Annotated in this window: 14 protein-coding genes; 8 read left to right on the top strand and 6 right to left on the bottom strand. The window is 69.4% G+C overall.

Annotated features, from left to right (window positions below; all coding sequences use genetic code 11):
• Positions 1-167 precede the first annotated feature (167 nt).
• The gene (locus BZB76_RS31160; protein ID WP_147449614.1) at positions 168-2705 is read left to right on the top strand and encodes a winged helix-turn-helix domain-containing protein; all 2538 of its coding nucleotides are present in this window, start codon (positions 168-170) and stop codon (positions 2703-2705) included.
• A gap of 82 nt (positions 2706-2787) precedes the next feature.
• Here the strand turns inward: BZB76_RS31160 and BZB76_RS31155 are convergent, their stop codons facing one another.
• A complete protein-coding gene (locus BZB76_RS31155) occupies positions 2788-4689 on the bottom strand; it encodes an MFS transporter (protein ID WP_117404670.1) in 1902 nt (633 codons plus the stop codon).
• 188 nt (positions 4690-4877) lie between these two features.
• Between BZB76_RS31155 and BZB76_RS31150 the strand changes: the two genes are divergently transcribed.
• A complete protein-coding gene (locus BZB76_RS31150) occupies positions 4878-5306 on the top strand; it encodes a DUF2267 domain-containing protein (protein ID WP_121438026.1) in 429 nt (142 codons plus the stop codon).
• Here BZB76_RS31150 and BZB76_RS31145 read toward each other — a convergent pair.
• Together BZB76_RS31145 and BZB76_RS31140 are read right to left on the bottom strand one after the other, a co-directional pair.
• Positions 5293-8145 carry a helix-turn-helix transcriptional regulator gene (locus tag BZB76_RS31145; protein WP_121438025.1) on the bottom strand — a complete coding sequence of 951 codons (2853 nt, stop codon included), beginning with the start codon at positions 8143-8145 and terminating at the stop codon, positions 5293-5295. The two genes, BZB76_RS31150 and BZB76_RS31145, sit on opposite strands and share 14 nt — an antisense overlap.
• Before the next feature lie 133 nt (positions 8146-8278).
• Positions 8279-8728, bottom strand: a complete 450-nt coding sequence (locus BZB76_RS31140) for a DUF1931 family protein (RefSeq protein WP_121438024.1) — start codon at positions 8726-8728, stop codon at positions 8279-8281.
• 342 nt (positions 8729-9070) lie between these two features.
• Here BZB76_RS31140 and dnaK point away from each other — a divergent pair, with 342 nt between their 5' ends.
• From dnaK to clpB, 5 genes are read left to right on the top strand one after another with little or no spacing between them, the layout of a single operon-like run.
• The gene (dnaK, locus tag BZB76_RS31135) at positions 9071-10951 is read left to right on the top strand and encodes a molecular chaperone DnaK (RefSeq protein WP_121438023.1); all 1881 of its coding nucleotides are present in this window, start codon (positions 9071-9073) and stop codon (positions 10949-10951) included.
• Positions 10914-11489 (top strand): nucleotide exchange factor GrpE, encoded by a 576-nt coding sequence (locus BZB76_RS31130; protein ID WP_121438022.1) that lies wholly within the window; start codon positions 10914-10916, stop codon positions 11487-11489. The genes dnaK and BZB76_RS31130 overlap by 38 nt, the downstream gene beginning before the upstream one ends.
• Positions 11489-12433, top strand: a complete 945-nt coding sequence (locus BZB76_RS31125) for a DnaJ C-terminal domain-containing protein (protein ID WP_121438021.1) — start codon at positions 11489-11491, stop codon at positions 12431-12433. Before BZB76_RS31130 ends, BZB76_RS31125 begins: the two co-directional genes overlap by 1 nt.
• A complete protein-coding gene (locus BZB76_RS31120; protein ID WP_121438020.1) occupies positions 12433-12777 on the top strand; it encodes a chaperone modulator CbpM in 345 nt (114 codons plus the stop codon). The genes BZB76_RS31125 and BZB76_RS31120 overlap by 1 nt, the downstream gene beginning before the upstream one ends.
• Entirely contained in the window at positions 12759-15374 is a 2616-nt protein-coding gene (gene clpB / locus BZB76_RS31115; protein ID WP_121438019.1) for an ATP-dependent chaperone ClpB, read from the top strand. The genes BZB76_RS31120 and clpB overlap by 19 nt, the downstream gene beginning before the upstream one ends.
• A 19-nt stretch (positions 15375-15393) precedes the next feature.
• On the opposite strand, the gene ligD is transcribed toward clpB, so the two are convergent.
• Both ligD and BZB76_RS31105 read right to left on the bottom strand, forming a co-directional pair.
• On the bottom strand, positions 15394-16332 hold the full coding sequence (gene ligD, locus BZB76_RS31110) for a non-homologous end-joining DNA ligase (protein WP_246007335.1): 939 nt from the start codon (positions 16330-16332) through the stop codon (positions 15394-15396).
• A 152-nt stretch (positions 16333-16484) separates the two neighbouring features.
• Positions 16485-17549, bottom strand: coding sequence for a hypothetical protein (locus tag BZB76_RS31105; RefSeq protein ID WP_121438017.1), 1065 nt, complete (start codon positions 17547-17549; stop codon positions 16485-16487).
• Positions 17550-19321: 1772 nt separating this feature from the next.
• On the opposite strand from BZB76_RS31105, the gene BZB76_RS31100 reads away from it, so the two are divergent.
• The gene (locus BZB76_RS31100; protein WP_121438340.1) at positions 19322-20290 is read left to right on the top strand and encodes a tyrosine-type recombinase/integrase; all 969 of its coding nucleotides are present in this window, start codon (positions 19322-19324) and stop codon (positions 20288-20290) included.
• A gap of 54 nt (positions 20291-20344) precedes the next feature.
• Here the strand turns inward: BZB76_RS31100 and BZB76_RS31095 are convergent, their stop codons facing one another.
• Positions 20345-20575, bottom strand: a complete 231-nt coding sequence (locus BZB76_RS31095; RefSeq protein ID WP_211343285.1) for a hypothetical protein — start codon at positions 20573-20575, stop codon at positions 20345-20347.
• Positions 20576-21022 lie beyond the last annotated feature (447 nt).

Genomic DNA, 21022 nt, shown 5'->3' with positions numbered 1-21022 from the left:
GTGGCCTTCCCGGGAAGGCCACGTCCAGCCGAAGACGCAGGTAGGGAAATGTACAAGCGGAACTGATCCTCCGGTGACCACCGCCGGGTCACTCGAGGGCGCTCATCGTCGGTTGCTACCCGTACTGAGGATATGGGGCGCGTTGCGGCACGCGCAGGGTGGTGGGCGTGACCGAGGTACCACTGCTGGGTTCGAAGCTGGAGGTGCCCGCCCCTCCACCGGGGCTGGTGGAGCGTCCACGCCTCGGCCGCGTTCTCGACACGGGACTGCGACGGCCGTTGACGCTGGTGAACGCTCCGCCCGGCTGGGGGAAGTCCGTGCTGCTGAGCTGGTGGACGAGGGCGACGGACCTCCGGGTCGGCTGGCTCGGCGTCGAAGACGGGGACGACCCCCAATTCTGGTCCTACCTGCGGGCGGCGCTGAACTCCACGGGAGGATTCCCGGGCGACGCCCTGCCGTCGCCGGACGAGGCGCCCTATGACGTGTTCCTGGCCCGGCTGGCGGCCGTGCTGGCCGGATCCGCCGCACCCGTAGGCGTCGTCCTCGACGATTTCCATCGGATACGCGACCCGCAGATCCTGAAGGGGCTGGAGTATCTGGTCCGGCACGCCGGGCGGACACTACGAGTGATCATCGTGACGCGCGGTGGCCCGGGACCCCCGCTGGCACGTTCACGGCTCGCCGGCGCGGTCACCGTGCTGGAGGCCGCGGAGCTTTCGTTCACCATGGCGGAGACCGTCGAACTGCTGGCCACGCTGGGCCTGGAACTGCCCGACCGATACACGCGCATGCTGCTCCAGCGGACAGAGGGCTGGCCGGCGGGCCTGCGGCTCGCGGGGCTGTCCATGCGAGGACACTGTGATCCGCCGCGCTTCGTGGCCGGGCTGACCGGCGACCACGAGACCATCGCGGGCTACTTCGCCGCGGAAGTGCTGGACGGTCTCGACGGCGGGCATCTGGAGGTCCTGCTGTGCGGCTCTGTGCTGGAACGGCTCACCGGCGGCCTGGCGGACGCCCTCACCGGCCGGTCGGACGGTGAACGGATTCTGGCCGAACTGGGCGACGCCGGCGCCTTCCTCGACCCGGCCGGCGACCGGCGCTCCGCGTATCGCTGCCACCGTCTTCTCGGCGAGTTCCTTCGCCGTGAGCTGGCCAGGCGCGCGCCTCGGCGAGTCCCCGACCTGCATCGGCGCGCGGCCGCATGGTACGCCGCGCGAGGCTCATCCCCGGAGGCGCTCCGGCACGCCCTCCTGTCCCCGGACTGGCGGATGGCCACGGATCTCCTTGCCGATTACTGGCCCGATCTCGTGCTGTCGGATTCGGCCCCACCGTTCTGGGCGTCCGACCCCGCGCCACCGGAAGCGGCGCTGCGCGACAACCCGGATCTTGCGCTGGCCTGCGCGGTGAACCAGCGGATCCTCGGTGATCGGCGAGGAACCGACCGCTACCTGCGGCTCGCCGAGGACCACCACGCGGCCGAGGCCGGCGATGAGAAGGCCACGGCGATCCGCCTTACGCGTTCGGTGGCGGCGGGGGACGTCGCCGCGACGTTCTCCCAGGCATCGCGGCTTCTCGCGCACCGGGAGGACGGCGAAGGCGCCCGTTCGGTCGCCCTTTCCGCACTCGGCACGGCCCGGCTGGCGACCGGGGACCTGCGCACGGCGGAAAGGGCACTGGACGACGGGCTGGCCGCGGCCGAGCGTGCGGGCCTGGACCGGGCCCGGGCGGTGTGCGTCAGCAGGCTCGCCGTGGCCCGTGCCCTGCTCGGCGAGCTCCATCTCGCGGGACGGACCGCCCAGGACTCGCTCGGCTTCACGGCGGCGCCCGGAGTCCGCGGGTACGCCTATCTCGCGTTGGCGATCACGCACCACGAGTGGGGTGAAGGGAACGAGGCCGCGCGGTACCTGGATCTCGCGGAGAATTCCGGTGACCGGCTGCTCGCCGCGCTGATCGGCATCGTCCGGCTGTGGTCGCTTCAGGCGGGCGAACACCGCTCCCACGCGGACGAGGTACTGCGTGAAACCCACCACGAACTCACCGGCTGGGCGGTGCCGACATACATCGCGCACCGGTTCACCGCTGCCGAGGCGGTGCTGCGGACGAGCCTCGGGGACACCGGTACGGCCGCCAGGCTCCTGGCCGACCAGGCGGGGGCATCGGGCGGCTCGGCGCCGCTGGCGGTCGCGCTCGCGCGCATGCAACTGCAGGACGGCGATCCGGACACGGCGATGCGGACGGCCGCCGGCGCGCCGAACGGTGAACTGGGGCTCAGCCTGGAAGCGGGCCTGCTGGAAGCGTTGGCCGCCGACCGTCTCGGCCATGACCGGCACGCGTCCACGACCCTGGAGAAGACCCTGCGGCTCGCCGATCACGAGCGTTTCACGGGGGTGTTCCTCCGCGAGGGCCGGGCCGCGCGGCGGCTGCTGAGCGCCCATCTGGACTCGGGGACGGCATGCCGGCCGTTCATCATGGAGATCGTCGGATGCGCCGCCGAGGGGACGGACGGCCCCCTCGAACCGCTGACCGAGCGGGAGTTGACGGTGCTGCGGTACCTGCAGAGCGTCTTGACGACCGAGGAGATCGCGGCCGAACTGCACCTCTCGGTCAACACCGTGAAGACACACACGCGCCACATCTACCGGAAGCTCACCGCCTCCCGGCGCCGGGAGGCGGTGCGCAAGGCCCGGGAGGCTCGGCTTCTCTGAACCTCCCGGGCCTTGCAGTCGCTCACCGCAGCCGATCACCCGACCTGCTACGGCGGCGGTTCGCCAGGAGGGCGGGCGAGCGTCATTGCTCGTCCCTTCTGGGGTCTCCGGGGCCGTACCTGTGGTGCGGTAGCCGCCGCAGGCGCCCCTCCTTGGTCGCCTCGACCAGGGCGCTTCTGAACCGGCCGGGGCCCCAGCCTCGGGCACCGACCCGCTCCGCCAGGTCGCGCCGCTCCACCGGACCCTCCGCGGTCGCGCGGGCGAGATCCTCGATCTCATGGTCGAGTTCCCGCTCGGCGACCGCCGTCGATCGGCTTGGCGTGCCCGTGGTCCCCATCATTCCCGGCGAGTAGGCCTGCGAGCCCCCGGGGCCGGGACGGAAGCGCTGCGGCCCCGTCGTCTCCCGCTCATGGCGCCGGGCCGCACGTTCCCGGACGCGGCGATCGCGTTCGGCGGCCAGGCGCATGTCCTCCGGCGACAGCTCCCGCTCCATTTCGGCCCGCCGGAGGCTCTCCTGCTCCTGCGGCGTGGCGGCGTCGGCCTCCTCCGCGGTCAGCGGACGGGCGATGTTCTCCAGAGACTGCTGTTCGGCGCGGACACCGAAGATCAGCTCGGCGATCCCGCCCAGCATCATCGCTCCGCACCCGATGAAGAACCCGAGAGCGACCAGATCCAGGCGGCCGCTGCCGATGAACTGGCCGAAGAGCGCCGGGCCGGTGATCCCGCCGACCGCGGTGCCGACGGCGAAGAACAGGGCGATCGCGAGGGCCCGGGTCTCCATCGGGAAGATCTCGCTGACCGTGAGGTAGGCGGAGCTGGCCCCGGCCGACGCGACGAAGAAGCTCAGCGCGACAAGGACGATGAACGTCGTCGAGGTCAGCATGTCCGCCATGAGCAGGGCGGCCGTCGTTGCGATCAGCGCCGCGGAGCCGAAGTAGGTGCCGGCGATCATCGGCTTGCGGCCGACGGTGTCGAAGAGGCGTCCGAGCACCAGCGGCCCCATCAGGTTGCCGAGCGCGAACGCGGCCATGAAGTAGGGCACCGTGCCGGATGCGACGTCGAAGAAATCGCTGAGGATAGTGCCCAGGTCGAACGTGACGGCGTTGTACATGAACGCCTGGCCGACGAAGAGTGAGAGCCCGAGCACGGTGCGGTTGGGATAGCGCCTGACCGTCACGCGGGCGATCTCACCGAAGCCGATCGACCTGCGCTGGCGCACGGTGATGCTCTGCGCCGGAGGAGGCAGCGGCTTCCGCTTCTCGGCCTGGACCTCCCGTTCGATCCGGGCGACGATCCGTTCCGCCTCGTCCTCATGTCCATGAATGAACAGCCATCGGGGGCTTTCCGGGACGTTCCGGCGCACCAGCATGATCCCCAGCCCGAGGACCCCGCCGATGGCGAAGGCCAGCCGCCAGCCGAGATTCGCCGACAGCAGGGCATCGTTGAGGAGCAGCACGCTGCCGAGGCTTCCGACGGCCGCGCCCAGCCAGTAGCTGCCGTTGATGGCGAGGTCCACCCGGCCGCGGTTGCGTGCGGGGATCAGCTCGTCGATGGCCGAGTTGATGGCCGCGTACTCACCGCCGATACCGGCGCCGGTGAGGAAGCGGAACAGGAACAGGTACCACGCCTCGGTAGCGAAGGCGGTCGCCACGGTCGCCACCAGGTACAGCCCCAGTGTGAGCATGAACAGTTTCTTGCGTCCGAAGCGATCGGTGAGCTGGCCGAAGAAGAGCGCACCCAGGCATGCGCCGGCGACGTAGAAGGCCGCGGCGGTGCCTATGCCGCCGCTGGAGATGTCGATCCCGCTGCCCGGCTCGGTCATCCGGGCGGCGATCGAACCCACAATCGTGACCTCCAACCCGTCCAGGACCCAGACGGTCCCGAGGCCGATCACGATTCTCCAGTGGAACCTCGACCAGGGCAGACGATCCAGCCGAGAGGGAACCTGCGTCTGGATAGTGCCCAGTTCACTGGCAGTCGTCATTTCTCCCCCCTTGCAAGGCAGGTCGCTGCCATCGACCAGCGTCCGGGCCAAGGGGGTGAACGAGCATCGCCCAGGCCGGGTGAAACGGGCCCGTCTCCGGCATCACCCTGATCGGGTGACGTGTTCTCACCCGATCCGGCGCGATGCTCGGGGACGGAACGTCCACCTCATCCGGAAGGCAGGCTGACATGGGCGCTACGGGGTTCTCGACCTTCGACAAGACCATCGACAAGACGAACCACGTGCTGCGGGAGATCGAATATGCCTACGGGTGGTCGAAGGAACAGCGGAACGTGTCCTATGACGCGTTGCGCGCGGTCCTGCATGCCTTGCGCGACCGGCTGACCGTGGACGAATGCGCGCATCTGGCCGCCCAGTTGCCCTTGCTCGTCCGCGGCGTCCACTACGAGGGCTGGGACCCCAGCCGGGTGCCCGTGAAAATGAGCAGGGAAGCGTTCCTTCAGCGCGTCCGGCGCGACTTCCCGCACGAGGTCGGTGATACGGAGCAACTGGTCTCCACCGTCCTGCAGGCGCTGCGGCAGTACGTCACAGAAGGCGAGTGGGAGGACATCAAGTCCAGCATCTCCCGGGATCTGCGCCCGCTCATTCCGGTCTAGGCCGTCGGCGGGCCAGAGGCGACCCGGCCTCCGTGCCGTCGTCAGAGTCCTTGGAATGCGCGCGGGGAAGGTCGTCGGAGTGTTCGAGGACCTGGCGCGCCAGCTCGACGCGCGAGCGGACGTCGAGTTTGCGGAAGACCTGTCGCAGGTGGAACGCGACGGTGTGTGCGCTGATGAACAGCTGATCGGCGATCTTCTGGTTGGTGAGCCCCTGGGCGACGAGCCCGGAGATCCGCTGCTCGGCCCCGGTGAGGCTGGCCCAGCCGCTCGCGGGCCGGTCCCGGTGGTGCCAGTGCCGGCGGCGTTCCCCCATACGCCGCAGGCGCCCCCGGATCCGGGCCGCGTCCCGCTCGGCACCGGCCGCCTCGTAGCAGGACAGGGCCTCGTCGAACCATTGGATCGTCCGGCCGCGTGTGCCGTCCCGCCCGCCGAGCAGCGTGCCGAGGTCCTCGTAGGCGGAGGCGCGCGCCCACCGGTCGGCATGGTCCGCGGCGGCGTCTCGCAGGAGGTCGGGTTCACCGTGCAGCAACCCGCGGGCGTGCCCGGCGGCGGCGGACAGGCTGAGCAGCCCCGGGTTCAGCCGGGCGAGACGGTCGGCCGCCGCGACGACCTTCTCGGCCGGTCCGGCCTCACCCGCCGCGACCGCCGTCCGTACCAGCCAGGCCGCCGCCGTCGGGTCGCAGAGGAGCGCCCGGCTGTGCTCGGTCAGGTCGTCGAGAAGCCGACCCAGCCCGGTCATGGCAACCCGTGGCCCGTCGCAGGCCTCGGTGACCTGCGCCCGGACCAGCTCGCTACGGGTCAGGTCGAACGGAGGAGGTGCCGGTCCGCCCGCGTCTTCCTCACCGTGGGTGTGCTCGACGGCCGTTTCGAGGTCGCCGGAGCGCAGTGCCGCGACGCTCAGCGCGGACCGGGCGGAGGCGCTCAGCAGGCGCGCGCCGGCCGCGTCGGCCGCCTCCAGAGCCGCCCACGCGTCGCGGATCGCCTCCTCTGGACGCCCCTCCGCGAGGGCGATGCGTGATCGCACGATCGCCGGTCCGGCCGCCCAGCCGCCCCTACCGATCCCGTCGACCCCACCGGTTCCCAGCACCATCGTTCGCTGTGCCTCGTCCATGAGCCTGGCGTCCACCAGCAACGCGGCCAGGACCAGGCCAGGGTGGAGTCGACCATCCTGCGCGCCGTCGCTGGAGGCCTGCCGCACACTCGTCCGTGCGAGGCCGAGCGCGTCGTCCAACTCGCCCTTGTCCCAGCCGTTCAACGCGAGGACGATGAGCGCCCCGGTCGCCAGACCCTGGCCGGGCGCGTCATCTGCCTTGACGAACGTTCTGGCCCGGTCCAGTGCGCCCGCGCCCTCGGGCAGGCCCGTGCCGGCCTGCAGGAGGGCCAGTTCGGCGCGGTCGCGCACCTCGTCCGGCAGATCCGGCATGTCCAGCACGGCCCTGGCCGTGTCCGACGCCCTGACGGCCTCGCCTTTCGGCACCAGGACGAAGGACAGCGCAGTCAGCAGTTCGGCGGTGGACGGGCCGGGCGCGCAGTGGTCGAGCGCGGCCTCCGCGAGTTCCGCGGCTCCCTCTAGGTCACCGGCGGCGGCGAGCGTGCGGATCGCCGTCATCGTGCGCGCGAACCACCGCGGGTCGGCGAGCTCGGTGAGGTCGAGCGCCCGGCGCGTCAGCTCGGCGGCGACCGCCGGGTGGGTGTCGAGCATCTCCGCGCTCGCCCGGTCCAGGCTCGGCAGGACCTCCGGAACGCCCGGCACCGCCCCCGCCATGAGGTGGGACGCCGCGGCCCGCACCCGGCCGCCGTGCTCCAGCAGGGTCCTGCCGATCTGCACGTGCAGCGCCTGCCGGACGGGACCGGGGATATCGGCGATCACCGATTCGCGCACCACCTCGTGCCGGAACACCAGCGCCTCTTCCCTCGCCGCCAGCAACCCGGTCGCCAGCATCGCCTCAAGGGACGGCAGCAGTTCGGAGGGGGTGATGCCGAGCAGGTCGGCGGCGACCAGGGGGTGGAACGCGGGCCCCAGCATCGCCACGAGTTCGAGGAGTCGCCGGGCCGCCGGATCCAGGTCGTCCAGCCGGCCTTTGACGGCGAGACGGGCCCGCTCCGGCAGCCGGGAGGTGACGAGGCGGGCGCGGCCCTGGGAGATCACCACCCCGCCCTCGTCGAGCAGGCCGTTCATCAGCTCGAGAAGCAGCAGCGGATTGCCGCCCGCCCCGTCCGCGAGCACGCGCAGGTCGAGGTCGGGGGACGCGCCCAGCGTGGCGGTGACCAGGTCGGAGACGGCCTCGTCCGGCAGCGAGCGGAGCCGGAGCAGCGCGGCGCCACCCTCCTGCAGGCGGAGGAACAGCCGATCGAGTTCGGCGTCGCCGCGGCCGGTGCGGCGCGCGAGAATCCAGTGAACGGGGGACGACGCGAGCCGGATCGGCAGCGTCTGCAGCGCGCGAAGAGCCGCCGGGTCGGCTCCTTCGAGATCGTCCAGCACTACCAGCAAAGGGGTGGAGCGAGCCCGCTGCTCCAGGGCGGCCCGCAGCCGCTCGGCCGGCCGGTCCTGTCCGCCGGACGGCCGCGGAGGCGGGCGGGGCTCGTCGAGTACCGGCAGCAGTTGCTCCAGGTCGGCGGGCCGACCCAGGCCGGAATCCGGGTCCGCGACCACCACCGCGAAGCCCCCGTCGGCGGCCCTCCGCGCGGCGTCTTCGAGTAGGTGGGTACGCCCGATTCCCGACTCCCCCTCGACGAGCATGACCCTCGGGCCGTCGACACGCGTCAGCAACTCATCGATGCTCGCTCGTTCCCGTCGGCGACCGAAGGTCGCGCCCCGCGTAGGCGGCCTGCCATCCATGGAGGCACCGTGCCCCTGATTCGGCAGGGGATACACGCTGTCACCGCGTCACAGGCCCATTCTCGGGCAAATCAGAACATTTTTGAACAAAGGCGGATTGTTCGCCGCGAAGCAGCCAGAGCGGCGGTCCGGCTCACAGGAGCAGGTCGAAGATGCGCTGGACCTCCTCCCACTGCTCGGTCTGCGGGTTGCGCCGGTCCGGGAACATGATGCGGAAGGCCTGCGCCAGCGCGTAGGAGAGACCGCCCGCGATCTCGGGAAGCCTCTCGTCCGTGACATCGCGGACCGTGAGGTCCAGCGGCGGTCGCCTCGCCAGCAGCTCCAGGATCGGCTCGACCTCGATCTCCTCGTCCAGCCGGCGGAACCGGTGGATGCTCTCCTGCAGGCCCTTCGTGATCGGCAGGTCGAACGGCTCGATGATGTCGCGCCCGCTCGCCTTCGCCCTGGCCTGTCCGATGAGGAGGAGATCGTACAGTTTGGCGTCGAGGAACTCGTGGTAGCGCCGCAAATCACTCTTGTCGATGTCCAGCCCTGCGGCGGCCCTGAAGAAGCGCTCGAACCTGCTGATTCCGATCACGGCCATGGAACCACCTCCCCTGTCATCTCCCGCCGAAGCGGAAGAACTCCTTGCAGCCTCGCCATCGGTCGCGACCTTCACATCGTCAGATCTTGTAGGCACGGCTCGCGCGAGGAGGCCGCCCGCCCGCGCCGGTCGGCGTGAGGACCGCGTCCCGCCCGATCGTCTTCCTAAAAAACGGCGGCCTCACCCACCCTCCACAGTGGGCGCCGAGCACATACCTACACGGTCGGTGGATGCGCCGGGCCCACTCATCACGCAGCGTCGGTGGCGAAGGCGTTGCCACCTCCGGCAACGGTGTACGCCATCTCGCCGGTATCCGCGGTGAGGACCATCGGAAGGAACCTGATGGCTAGAGCAGTTGGCATAGACCTCGGCACCACCAACTCGGTCATCGCGGCGATGGAAGGCGGCGAACCCCGGGTCCTCCCCAACGCGGAAGGGGCACGGACGACCCCGTCCGTGGTGGCCTTCACCGAACAGGGCGAGAGGCTGGTCGGCCAGCTCGCCCGGCGGCAGGCGATCCTAAACCCGAAAGGCACCATCACCTCCGCGAAGCGCTTCATCGGACGGCGCTACGACGAGATCGAGAGCGAGAAGGACGCCGTCTCCTTCGACGTGGTCGAAGGGCCGGACGGAACCGCGCGCTTCGAGGTGCGCGGCAGGCAGTACGCACCGGAGGAGATCTCGGCCCAGGTACTGCGCAAGCTGGCGGACGACGCCGGAAAGTCGCTCGGCGAGAAGGTCACCGAGGCGGTCATCACCGTGCCCGCCTACTTCAACGACGCCCAGCGGCAGGCGACGAGCGACGCGGGGAAGATCGCCGGGCTGGAGGTCCTGCGCATCATCAACGAGCCCACGGCGGCGGCACTGGCCTACGGCCTCGACAAGAAGGCCAACGAGACCGTGCTGGTGTTCGACCTGGGCGGCGGCACCTTCGACGTCAGCCTGCTGAACATCGGCGACGACGTGGTCGAGGTCCGCGCCACCTCCGGTGACGGCCATCTCGGCGGGGACGACTTCGACCGCCGGATCGTCGATCATCTCGCCGACGGCTTCCAGCGGGACAACGGGATCGACCTCCGCGCGGACCCCCAGGCCCTGCAGCGGCTGTTCGAGGCCGCCGAGAAGGCCAAGGTCGAACTGTCCACGGTGTCCCAGACGCAGATCAGCCTGCCGTTCATCACGGCCGACGCCACCGGCCCGAAGCACCTCGACGCCTCGCTGATGCGTTCCACGTTCGAGCAGATCACCGCGGACCTGATCGAGCGCTGCGTCGGGCCGGTGGAACGGGCGATGAGCGACGCCAAGGTCACCGCCGACGACATCGACGAGGTCATCATGGTCGGCGGGTCCACCCGGATTCCCGCCGTGCAGAGCCTCGTCCGCAGGCTGACCGGCGGCAAGGACCCCAACATGTCGGTCAATCCCGACGAGGTCGTGGCGCTGGGCGCCGCGATCCAGGCCGGCGTCCTCAAGGGCGAGGTCAAGGACGTCCTGCTGCTCGACGTCACGCCCCTGTCGCTCGGTGTGGAGACCATGGGCGGGGTGATGACCAAGATCATCGAGCGCAACACGACCATTCCCGCCCGCCGCACCGAGACGTTCAGCACCGCCGAGGACAACCAGAACGCGGTCGACATCGTGGTCCTGCAAGGGGAACGGGAGCGGGCCGCCGACAACCGGGTGCTGGGCCGCTTCCGGCTGGAGAACATCCGCCCCGCGCCACGCGGCACGCCGCAGATCGACGTGACCTTCGACATCGACGCCAACGGCATCCTCAACGTCTCCGCACGGGACAAGGACACCGGCGCCGAGCAGCGCATCACGATCAGCCAGAGCTCGAACCTCGATGAGAGCGAAGTCGAGCGCATGATCGCCGATGCGGAGCGGCACCGGCAGGAGGACGCGCGGCTGCGTGCGCAGGTCGACGCGCGCAACGAACTGGACTCGGCCGTTTACCAGGTCGAACGCCGGCTCGGCGAACTCGGCGACTCGGTGCCCGTGCACGAGAAGGCGCGGGCCGAGGGGCTGATCGAGGACGCCCGGCAGGCCGTCAAGGAGGAGGCGCCGCTCGACCGGCTGCGCACGCTCACCTCCGAACTCCAGCAGATCCTGCACGGCCTGGGAACCACCACCGGAGCGGCGGGCGCGGGCGAGCGCTCCGCCGGGGCCACGACGGAAGGCTCGGATGACGATGTCATCGACGCGGAATTCACGACGGACTGACCAGACCGGGCAGCCGGCCGACCAGGACCGGCCGCCCGAGCGCCCCGAGCAGGACGGCGCCGCCGAGGCGGCCGGCCCGGATCCCGGCGAGGTCGAACGGCTCAGGGCGCGGGTCGAGGAACTCGAGGACCTGTGGCGGCGCGCTCTCGCCGATCTCGACAACATGCGCAAGCGCATGACGCGTGAGCTGGAGACGCAGCGCCGTGCCCAGCGGGCGGAGGTCACCGCGATGTGGCTGCCCGTTCTCGACGACCTCGAACGCGCCCTCCAGCATGCCGAGTCCGATCCGAAAAGCGTCATCGAGGGCGTTCGCCGCGTGCGGGACCGGGCCGTGGCAACGCTGCGCGACCTCGGTTACCCGCGCCGCGATGAGTTGGGGGTCCCGTTCGACCCGGCCCGGCACTCGGCGGTCGCCGTGCGCACCGACTCCGACGCTCCACCCGGAACGGTGGTCGAGGTGCATCAGCCAGGTTACGGCGACGACGAGAACCAGTTGCGTCCGGCGCTGGTGTCGGTGTCGGCCAAGGCCGATGACTGATGGCCGTCCGCGATCCGTACGAGGTGCTGGGGGTCTCCCGGGACGCCGACCAGGACGAGATCCAGCGGGCCTACCGCAAGCTCGCCCGTGCCCATCACCCCGACATCAACAAGGACCCCGAAGCCGAGGAGAGGTTCAAGGACGTCTCCGAGGCATACGCCATCCTGTCCGACCCGGAGCAGCGCCGCCGCTATGACGCCTTCGGGCCCGACTTCCGGCGGGTTCCGGAGGACGTCGACCCGGACATGTGGGCGCGGTCCCGGGCGGGTGCCACCGCGGGACGGGCCGGCTCCTACGCCACCACGGGCGGCGCCCACACCGGCGGGTTCGGCGAGGACATCGACCTGGAGGACCTGTTCGGCGGGATCTTCGGCGGCCGGTGGCGGGGCGGCGACCGCAGGTCCGCCTGGTCGCCGTCACGCGGCGCCGACCAGGAGGCCGAGATCGAGGTGAGCGTCGAGGAGGCGTACCGGGGGACCAGACGCACCCTCACCCTCAACCGTCCGGAGGGCCCGCGGAACATCGACGTCACCGTTCCCGCCGGTGTGACCGACGGCCAGCGCATCCGGCTCGCCGGCCAGGGCGGGAGCGGCGACACCGCCGGAGACCTCTACCTGGTGGTGCGGATCACCCCACATCCCCGCTACCGCGTCGAGGGACGCGACGTGTACACCGACCTCCCCCTCGCGCCTTGGGAGGCCGCCCTCGGCACGACGGCGGGACTGCAGACGCCCGGCGGCGAGGCCAAGGTGAAGGTGCCCCCCGGCACGTCCAGCGGGCGGCGGCTCCGGCTGCGCGGCCGCGGGCTGCCCAACCCGCGCGGCACCCCGGGCGACCTGTTCGCCGAGGCCCGCATCGTGGTGCCGCCCGAGCCGTCCGAAACCGAACGCCGGCTGTTCGAGGAGCTCGCATCGGCGTCACCGTTCGACCCGAGGAGATCGTGATGGAACATCTGCTGCCCGGCACGGTCTACGCCATCATCCCGACCCGTCCCCGGCGGATGGACCTCGACGCCTTCGCCGACGCCGCCGGAATCCATCCGGAGCTGGCCCGCCGGCTGGTGCGTCTCGGCCTGCTCGACCCTGAACGCGACGCGTCCGGCCGACTCTGGTTCGCGCCCGTGCACGTCGCCGCGTACGCGCGCCTCGAACGCCTGCGGACGGGACTCTGCCTCAACTACGCCGCGCTGGGACTCGTGGTCGAACTCCTCGACCGCATCGCCGAACTCGAGCGGGACCTGCGCACCCGACACCACACCGGAGGCCGAACGTGGACCCCAACCGCCTGACCCAGAAATCCCAGGAGGCCCTGCACGACGCCCAGACCAAGGCCCTGCGCTTCGGGCACGTCGAAGTGGACGGCGAGCACCTGCTGCTCGCCCTGCTCGACCAGGCCGACGGGCTCGTCCCGCGGCTGCTCACCGAGGCGAAGGCCGACCCGGCACGGTTGCGGGAGGCGCTCGAGGCCGAGCTGGGTCGCCGTCCGAGCGTGAGCGGTCCGGGCACCGAGCCCGGCAAGGTGCTGGTGACCCAGCGGCTCTCCCGCCTGCTCGACACCGCCCAGCAGGAGGCCGAACGGCTGAAGGACGACTATGTCTCCGTGGAGCACCTGGTCATGGCCCTGTTGGAGGAGGGCTCGTCGACGGCGGCGGGACGGCTTCTGGAGCGTCAAGGCATCACCAGAGACTCCTTCCTGGAGGCCCTCACCCGGATCCGCGGCAACCAGCGAGTGACGTCCGCCATGCCCGAGGTCGCCTACGAGGCACTGGAGAAGTACGGCCGGGACCTGGTCGCCGACGCCGCGGCGGGCAGGCTCGACCCCGTCATCGGCCGGGACGCCGAGATCCGCCGCGTCGTCCAGATCCTGTCCCGCAAGACCAAGAACAACCCGGTGCTGATCGGCGACCCCGGCGTCGGCAAGACCGCCATCGTCGAGGGCCTCGCCCGGCGCATCACCGACGGCGACGTCCCCGAGGGCCTCCGCGACAAGACGATCTTCAATCTGGACATGGGCTCGCTCGTCGCGGGCGCCAAGTACCGGGGCGAGTTCGAGGAACGCCTCACCGCCGTCCTCAACGAGGTCAAGGCGGCCGAGGGCCGGATCCTGCTGTTCGTCGACGAACTCCACAACGTCGTCGGCGCGGGCGCCACCGAAGGTGCCATGGACGCCGGCAACATGCTCAAACCGATGCTCGCCCGCGGCGAACTCCACATGATCGGCGCCACCACGGTGGAGGAATACCGCAAGCACGTCGAGAAGGACGCGGCCCTGGAGCGGCGCTTCCAGCCCGTCCTGGTCGACGAACCCACCGTGGAGGACACCGTCTCGATCCTGCGCGGCCTGCGCGAACGCCTTGAGGTCTTCCACGGCGTGAAGATCCAGGACGCCGCCCTCGTCGCCGCCGTGACGCTCAGCCACCGCTACATCTCCGACCGGTTCCTGCCGGACAAGGCCATCGACCTGGTCGACGAGGCGTGCGCCATGCTGCGCACCGAGATCGACTCCATGCCCGGGCCGTTGGACGAGCTCACCCGCCGCGTCATGCGCCTGGAGATCGAGGAGGCCGCGCTGTCCAAGGAGGAGGACGCGGCGAGCAGGGGCCGCCTGGAGAAACTCCGGGGCGAACTGGCCGACCTGCGCGCCGAGGCCGACTCCATGCGCGCCCAGTGGGAGGCCGAGCGCCAGGCATTGCGCAAGGTGCAGGCGCTGCGTCAGGAGATCGAACAGGTCCGGCAGGAGGCCGATCGGGCCGAGCGCGACTACGACCTCAACCGCGCCGCGGAGCTGCGCCACGGCCGGCTGCCCGAACTGGAGCGGCGGCTGCGCGCCGAGGAGGATCGGCTGGCCGACAAGCAGAACGGCGGCCGGCTGCTGCGGGAGGTCGTCACCGAAGAGGAGATCGCGTCGATCGTGTCCCGCTGGACGGGCATCCCGGTGAGCCGTCTACAGGAGGGCGAGCGGGACAAGCTGCTCAGACTCGACAAGGTTCTGCACGAGCGCGTGGTCGGGCAGGACGAGGCCGTCCAGCTCGTGTCCGACGCCATCATCCGCGCCCGCTCGGGCATCAAGGACCCGCGCCGCCCCATCGGTTCGTTCGTCTTCCTCGGCCCCACCGGCGTCGGCAAGACCGAACTGGCCCGCACCCTCGCCGCGGCCCTGTTCGACACCGAGGAGAACATGGTCCGCATTGACATGAGCGAATACCAGGAGCGGCACACCGTCAGCCGGCTGGTCGGCGCGCCCCCCGGCTACGTGGGATACGAGGAGGGCGGCCAGCTCACCGAGGCCGTCCGGCGCAAGCCCTACTCGGTCGTGCTGTTCGACGAGATCGAGAAGGCGCACGGCGACGTCTTCAACACGCTGCTCCAGGTTCTCGACGACGGCCGCCTGACCGACGCGCAGGGTCGCACCGTCGACTTCCGCAACACCGTGATCATCATGACGTCCAACATCGGGTCGGAGCACCTGCTGCAGGGCGCCACCGCGGAGGGTGAGATCGCACCGGACGCCCGCGACCGGGTGATGGGCGAGCTGCGGCGCCATTTCCGTCCCGAGTTCCTCAACCGGGTCGACGACATCATCCTGTTCAAGCCGCTCACGCTGCCGCAGATCGAGCAGGTCGTCGACCTAATGTTCAACGACCTGCGCGCCCGGTTGGCCGACCGGCGGATGCGCCTGTCGATCGACGAGGACGCCCGGCGGCTGATCGCCGAGCAGGGCTTCGACCCGGTGTACGGTGCCCGCCCGCTCCGCCGCTTCATCGCCCGCGAGGTCGAGACCCGCCTCGGCCGCGCACTCATCGCGGGAGACGTCCGGGACGGCGCCACCATCCATATCACCGCCGCGAACGGGGAGCTGAACGTCCGCTACGAGAACCCGGAGTGACCGGTCGGGCCTGCCGGCCCTATTCGCGGCGGACCTCGCCCGGTTCCTTGTCCGTGCGGACTCCGCGCCAGCTCGGATGCCGCAGTCGGCCATCGCCGGTCCACTCCGTGAAGACGACCTCACCGACCAACTCCGGCCGCACCCAGCGGGCGTCCCGCGCCTGCTGGGACGGTACGTCGGGAACCGGCGGTTCGTCCTGCCGCAGCGGCGCGAGACGCCCGGCGAGGCCGTTCAAGATCGCCTCGGTGAAGCCGGTACCGACCTGACCGGCGTATCTCAGGCGTCCCCGCTCATCGTTGACGGCCAGCAGAAGCGCGCCGATCCGGTCGGCGCGGCGGCCCTCCCCGGGCTTCCAGCCGACCACGACCACTTCCTGCGTCCGAAAGTTCTTCGTCTTGGTCCAGTCCCGGTGCCGTTTTCCCGGCCGGTACGGGGAGTCGACGCGCTTCGAGACCACGCCCTCCATGCCGAGACGGGACGACTCGGCGAAGACGTTCGCGACGTCATCATGGGAAGTGGTCGTCTTCCAGCGCGGCCCGTCCAGCCCGAGCCCCTGAAGAACCCGGCGCCTCTCGGCGTAGGGCAGGGCGATCCGCGACTCATCGCCGCAGTGCAGCACATCGAAGATCATGTAAGAGACGGGGTCGGACCGGGCCAGGGCTTTGATACGGTCCGGCTGACGCAGGTGCATCCGCGGGCCGAGCGCCTTGAATGACGGCCTGCCGTCCGGTCCGAACGCCACGATCTCCCCGTCCAACACCACCGGCACATCGACCGCGGCGGCGAGCGGGGCGAGCTCGGGCCAGGCGACGGTGATGTCCTTTTCGTTGCGCGACATCAGCTGTAACCGTTCGTCGCGGATATAGGCGACGGCCCGGACTCCGTCCCACTTCAACTCGGCCGCCCAGCCTTCCGTGGTCGGCAGTTCCCCCAGCACGGCCAGCATCGGCGGATACATCGGCAGGCTCCCCATCACCACGATCTACCGCCCAGGGGACGGCGACATGCCGGCCTACTGCAATGAACAGGGAAATTCCGCTTCCGCCCGTCCGAGATCCGCGCCTGGGCAACCAAAAACCCACCAGCGGTGACCATCACGACAGACCCCGATCACGAGGTGTTGCGCTTCCTCTGCTGTTCCAGGCGGCTGCGTTGACGGACTCCGTACGCGGAGTCACGCACGGCCGACTCGTCTTCCAGCCCCGATCCGAGCGCACCACCGGCCGTCGCCATGGACGTGGCGAGCCAGGCCATCGACAGATAGAAGCCCCACTCGGCCCCATGGCCGAGGCTGGGCCGTAGCGCGCTGCCGGTCAGCACCACGGGCACCAGCACGATCGTCAGCACGAAAACGGCCCCATAAAGGCACAGCACACCGATCAGCAACGTGACCAGGGTGACAGCGTTGTACAGCTTGGCGCGCTGGCGATTGATGACGTCGTCCGGACGTTCCCACAACCGATGGTCGATGATCAGCCACGCCAGCAGGGCCGCGACCGCCAGCACCGCCAGGATCGCCTGCCGGACCGGGCCGAGCGCATCGGTGATCTGCCAGACGGAGGCGTTGACCACCGCGAACGCCACGGTCGCCAGCACCCCCGCCAGCGCCTTGGACAAGCCGGTGAACAGCCGCCAGGGCCGGTTCGCCCGGATCATCCCGGCCAGCAGTCGGAACCGGCCCGGCAACCCCGGCGTCACGAACCGCTGCTCAGCCTGCCGTCCGGAATCGGCTCGGCGGACGGTGTACTCCCGCGCGAACCTCGGCGGCGTCCCGTCGCAGACCAGCGCGACCAGGTCCACCACACCGCGGCGAGCCCGACTCTTCCGAGAGAACCAGCCAAGTGCGGGAAGCGACAACAAGGCGAGCTTTTCAGCCCTGCTCACTTCCGCCAGAATCGGCTGAGTTTCCCGACGGCGCGGCAGATCGGTCACGAACACGGCGATGTCGTACCCGTCATCGGGGAACTGACCGGCCAGGACATCCGACAGGCGCTCCGCCTCCACCTGCTCGTCGGCCGTCAACGCCCCAGGCCCGGCGTCGACCTCCCAGTCCACCGGCGCCGCCGAACGTTCCCGCATGTCGGCGGGCAGCGACTCGGCGATCTGACGGACGATCTCCAACGACAGTCCAGGATCAGCACGCAACACCACGCGCACCACGTTGTCGTCGGCCACCGCCGCACCCCCCGACACGAACAATCGAGTGCCTTACCCGAAAGAGGCAACTGAAACACCGCACACGACCTTCGGCGGGAGGTCGCGAACGACCTATCGCCAACTGGTCGCATCGGCTCCTTGCCAGCTCGGCGGTTCCGAACGGACTAGCACGGAGCGGAATGAACCGCCCCGACCTAAGACCTGGACACCCGCGGGCGCGCGGCCACGCTTCGAGGGTGTCGGCCTCGCGGTCGGTCAGCACCTCGACGTGCTGCCTGGTCGGGCGTCGATCAGCACGGCGGTGTCTCTGCGGCGCTTGCGCGAGTCAAAGCCGTCCATGGAAAGTCTGGGTGCAGCCGTGGATCGGACCGTGTACCAGCGCCGACCCGGCCCCGCAACCCGGGCACGCCGCCGGGCCGTTGGGCGCCCTCCTCAATGACCAGCGGAGACAGTTCGGAGAACACCAGCCCACAAGATCGTCGATCTCCTGCAGACGGACTTTGATATCACGAGACCAGGCTCTGCGCCTCCCCCGCCTTGCTGCGATCCTCGCCCGCCAGCGAAGGCGGGCGCCACGGCACCTGAACTGCAGAAACTACCATCTGTTACCAGAGCAGTACAGCATCAGTGCAGACAATTCCCCCAAAGCTTCCCATAGTTACTTCGGAACCTCTCGGGATTTCCACGCGCACTCCTGGTTCCGAACCTGTCGCAGGGGTCGGGACACTTCGCCAGCAATGGGCTAGACCACGAGTGTCTTCCTCCGTAGCTAGTGGAGGCAACGCTTCTGAGGGTGAGGGAGAGGTGTTTCGTCGGATTTGTGGGAAGTTGTCCGGTGAATCGTTCAATGCTTGTTTGGCCATAGTTGCTCCGGGAGACCTGCCACTGTCGCCCGTCGGCGTCGGTCCACCGGATCTGCGCGGCTCGAAGCGGTAGTGCCAGCTCCGGTTCGGGCACCATGGGCGGCAAGCGTCGAGGCACAACTCTCCGTGATTGCCACTGGGAATCACGATCCCGCTCTCCGAACCCCAGCCAGCGGGGCCGAAGCAACAGGTCGGCATGGCTCCCAGATCTCTCCCACCACGCCCATGATAAATCGCTCGCCGTGATTGACAACCGCGCCCGTCACAACGTGGTGGCTCTGGCCCGTCTGGGTGCGTTAAGTGTCCGGATCGGTATCGAAATCAGGGCCCTTCACTCCAGGCGGGGCTTGGGTGAGTAGGACGAGGAGCTCTTCGGACGGAAAGGTACCTGGCCGCCCGAAGGGACGGGCTCTCGTGCGGAGTGGTCCGCGGCAGGCGTCGACGAAGAAGACGACCGGCCACGCTTGGTAGTCGGTGAGCTCGGCTGGATGGACCAGCTCCAAGTTGGCCCGGATGAGCACCGGTCTCACTAATGGCAGACACGAATGAGTTTCGAACGATCCACTTCACACAAAAGCGACCCGATCGGAGCAAGCGCCTGGATTACGAAGTACGTCCCCAAGGGACACCGAACCTACGAGGGCTCGCTGAAGGTTGCAGGGCAAGGTGATGATTCTGCTGCCTAGGCTTGACCACACAGACGCTGGGTATGCAGATCGTAGCGCAGCGTGTTAGCCTGGTGGGGAACACAATCCGCTTATCGGCTTCTCGCTCGTGGGCGACCTGGGTTTTTGCAGGTCAGTACAGCGCTCAGGCGTTGTGACCTGAAAAGCGGAAGGTCGGCGGTTCGACCCCGCCCCTGCCCACACAGGTCCTCTGACCAGCGAAAACACCGATAACGGGTTGATCACCGACGGTGTACACCGCTTGAACAGAGGAAAACTATCCCCCGATGGGTACCGCCCGTACGCGGCGTTCGAAGGACCTCCGCGCAGGCACCTTCCAAGCCGCCATCAACTCCTTCACCCTCCACCTCCACGCAGAGGAAAGTCCCCCAAAACCGTCCGCACCTACACCGAAGCAGCACAGTGGTTCGCGGCCGAGCACCTTCGACGCAACACCGACCACACCGACTGGGACCAGGTCACCGCCAACGACGTCCGCGCCTGGACCGTCCGGCTCCTGGACACCTACTCCGACAGCTACGCCAACAACCAGTACCGGGCCCTGCAGCAGTTCTTCAAGTGGTGGTCCACCGACGAAGAACAGCCCAACCCCATGGCCAAGCTCCGCCCACCCGCCGTCGGCGAGAAGATCGTCCCCGTCTTCACCCACGAGGAACTCGCCAAGCTCCTCAAGCACTGCGAAGGCAAGACCTTCACCCAACGCCGCGACTTCGCCATCCTGTCCCTCTTCCAAGCCACCGGCCTGCGCCTGTCCGAACTCGCCGGCATCACCTACGACCCCGAGGACACCCACCGCAGCGACCTCGACCTGATGCGCCGAGAACTCCTCGTCACCGGCAAGGGCAACAAACAACGCATCGTCCGATTCGGACACCCCTCCGCACGCGCCATCGACCGCTACATCCGCATCCGCACCAAACACACCCACGCATCCAGCCGCCGCCTATGGCTGGGCACCAACAACCGCCCACCCATGACCGCCAACGGCATCTACCAAATGGTCGTCCGCCGCGGCGGAGAATGCGGCGTCACCGTCCACCCCCACAAGTTCCGCCACCACTTCTCCCACACCTGGCTCGACAAAGGCGGAGCCGAAGGCGACCTGATGGAACTCAACGGCTGGTCATCACCCCAAATGCTGCGCCGCTACGGCAAGAGCGCCGCCAGCACCAGAGCCCGCCGCACCTACGACCGCATCATGGAAGACTAGAAGCTCTCGACGACAAAGCCCCGGCGCACCCAGCGCCGGGGCCTCGCCATTGATTCAGCCCTTCCTCCGCACCTGGGCCGACCGCTTGGCCAGCCGCAACATGTACGCCCGCTTTGCCAGCTCAGCCCGCTCCCGCCGCTCCTCAACGGGAAGCACACCCTCCGGATCGACCTCCCGCTCGAACCTGGCCAAAAACGCCTCCCTGGCCGGCCTCGTACGCCGCTTTCTATCCCTCGTCCTGCTCCAGGACACAAGAACAGCGATCCGCTTGTCGATCTCCGCCACAACAACCCCCACATCCAGCAGCGGAAAACCTCAGGCCATCTCCCTCCACCACCAGGCCGATCCCAAGGAACGCCCACCACACCTAAGGCGTCACGTTCCCACTCACCCTCCGGGAGATGCCCCCACCCCCACCAGCACAAACACCGATCAAACCACCTCCCCCAGACAACCATCCTCTAAGCCACCCCAAACCGCCACAAAGGCAACCCAACCCTTCGACCCCACGCACCACCCAGAACCAACACCACGGCGCGATTCTTCGGACCCGATGTCGAAAATGCCGCAACCCTCGCCCGCAGCCACGCTAGACGCCGGGCGGCACGAGCTGCGATCCTCGCCCGCCAGTGAAGGCGGGCGCCACGCGTACCCACTGGCCGACCGCGACGGCGTTCGTGGTGGTGTTGGATCCTCGCCCGCCGGCGAAGGCGGGCGCCACACCACCGGCCC

The sequence above is a fragment of the Actinomadura pelletieri DSM 43383 genome, assembly GCF_003634705.1.
In the GTDB taxonomy this organism is placed as follows: Bacteria; Actinomycetota; Actinomycetes; order Streptosporangiales; family Streptosporangiaceae; genus Spirillospora; species Spirillospora pelletieri.
The sequence above is the reverse complement of the archived record's forward strand: the minus strand, read 5'-3'. Positions and strand labels throughout refer to the sequence as shown.

Excerpts from the sequence above, each read along its gene's own strand:
- ligD (WP_246007335.1), bottom strand. The coding sequence starts at position 16,332 with ATGTATCCGCCGATGCTGGCCGTGCTGGGGGAACTGCCGACCACGGAA.
- BZB76_RS31120 (WP_121438020.1), top strand. The coding sequence starts at position 12,433 with ATGGAACATCTGCTGCCCGGCACGGTCTACGCCATCATCCCGACCCGT.
- BZB76_RS31150 (WP_121438026.1), top strand. The coding sequence starts at position 4,878 with ATGGGCGCTACGGGGTTCTCGACCTTCGACAAGACCATCGACAAGACG.
- BZB76_RS31140 (WP_121438024.1), bottom strand. The coding sequence starts at position 8,728 with ATGGCCGTGATCGGAATCAGCAGGTTCGAGCGCTTCTTCAGGGCCGCC.
- dnaK (WP_121438023.1), top strand. The coding sequence starts at position 9,071 with ATGGCTAGAGCAGTTGGCATAGACCTCGGCACCACCAACTCGGTCATC.
- BZB76_RS31125 (WP_121438021.1), top strand. The coding sequence starts at position 11,489 with ATGGCCGTCCGCGATCCGTACGAGGTGCTGGGGGTCTCCCGGGACGCC.
- BZB76_RS31130 (WP_121438022.1), top strand. The coding sequence starts at position 10,914 with ATGACGATGTCATCGACGCGGAATTCACGACGGACTGACCAGACCGGG.
- BZB76_RS31155 (WP_117404670.1), bottom strand. The coding sequence starts at position 4,689 with ATGACGACTGCCAGTGAACTGGGCACTATCCAGACGCAGGTTCCCTCT.
- BZB76_RS31145 (WP_121438025.1), bottom strand. The coding sequence starts at position 8,145 with ATGGATGGCAGGCCGCCTACGCGGGGCGCGACCTTCGGTCGCCGACGG.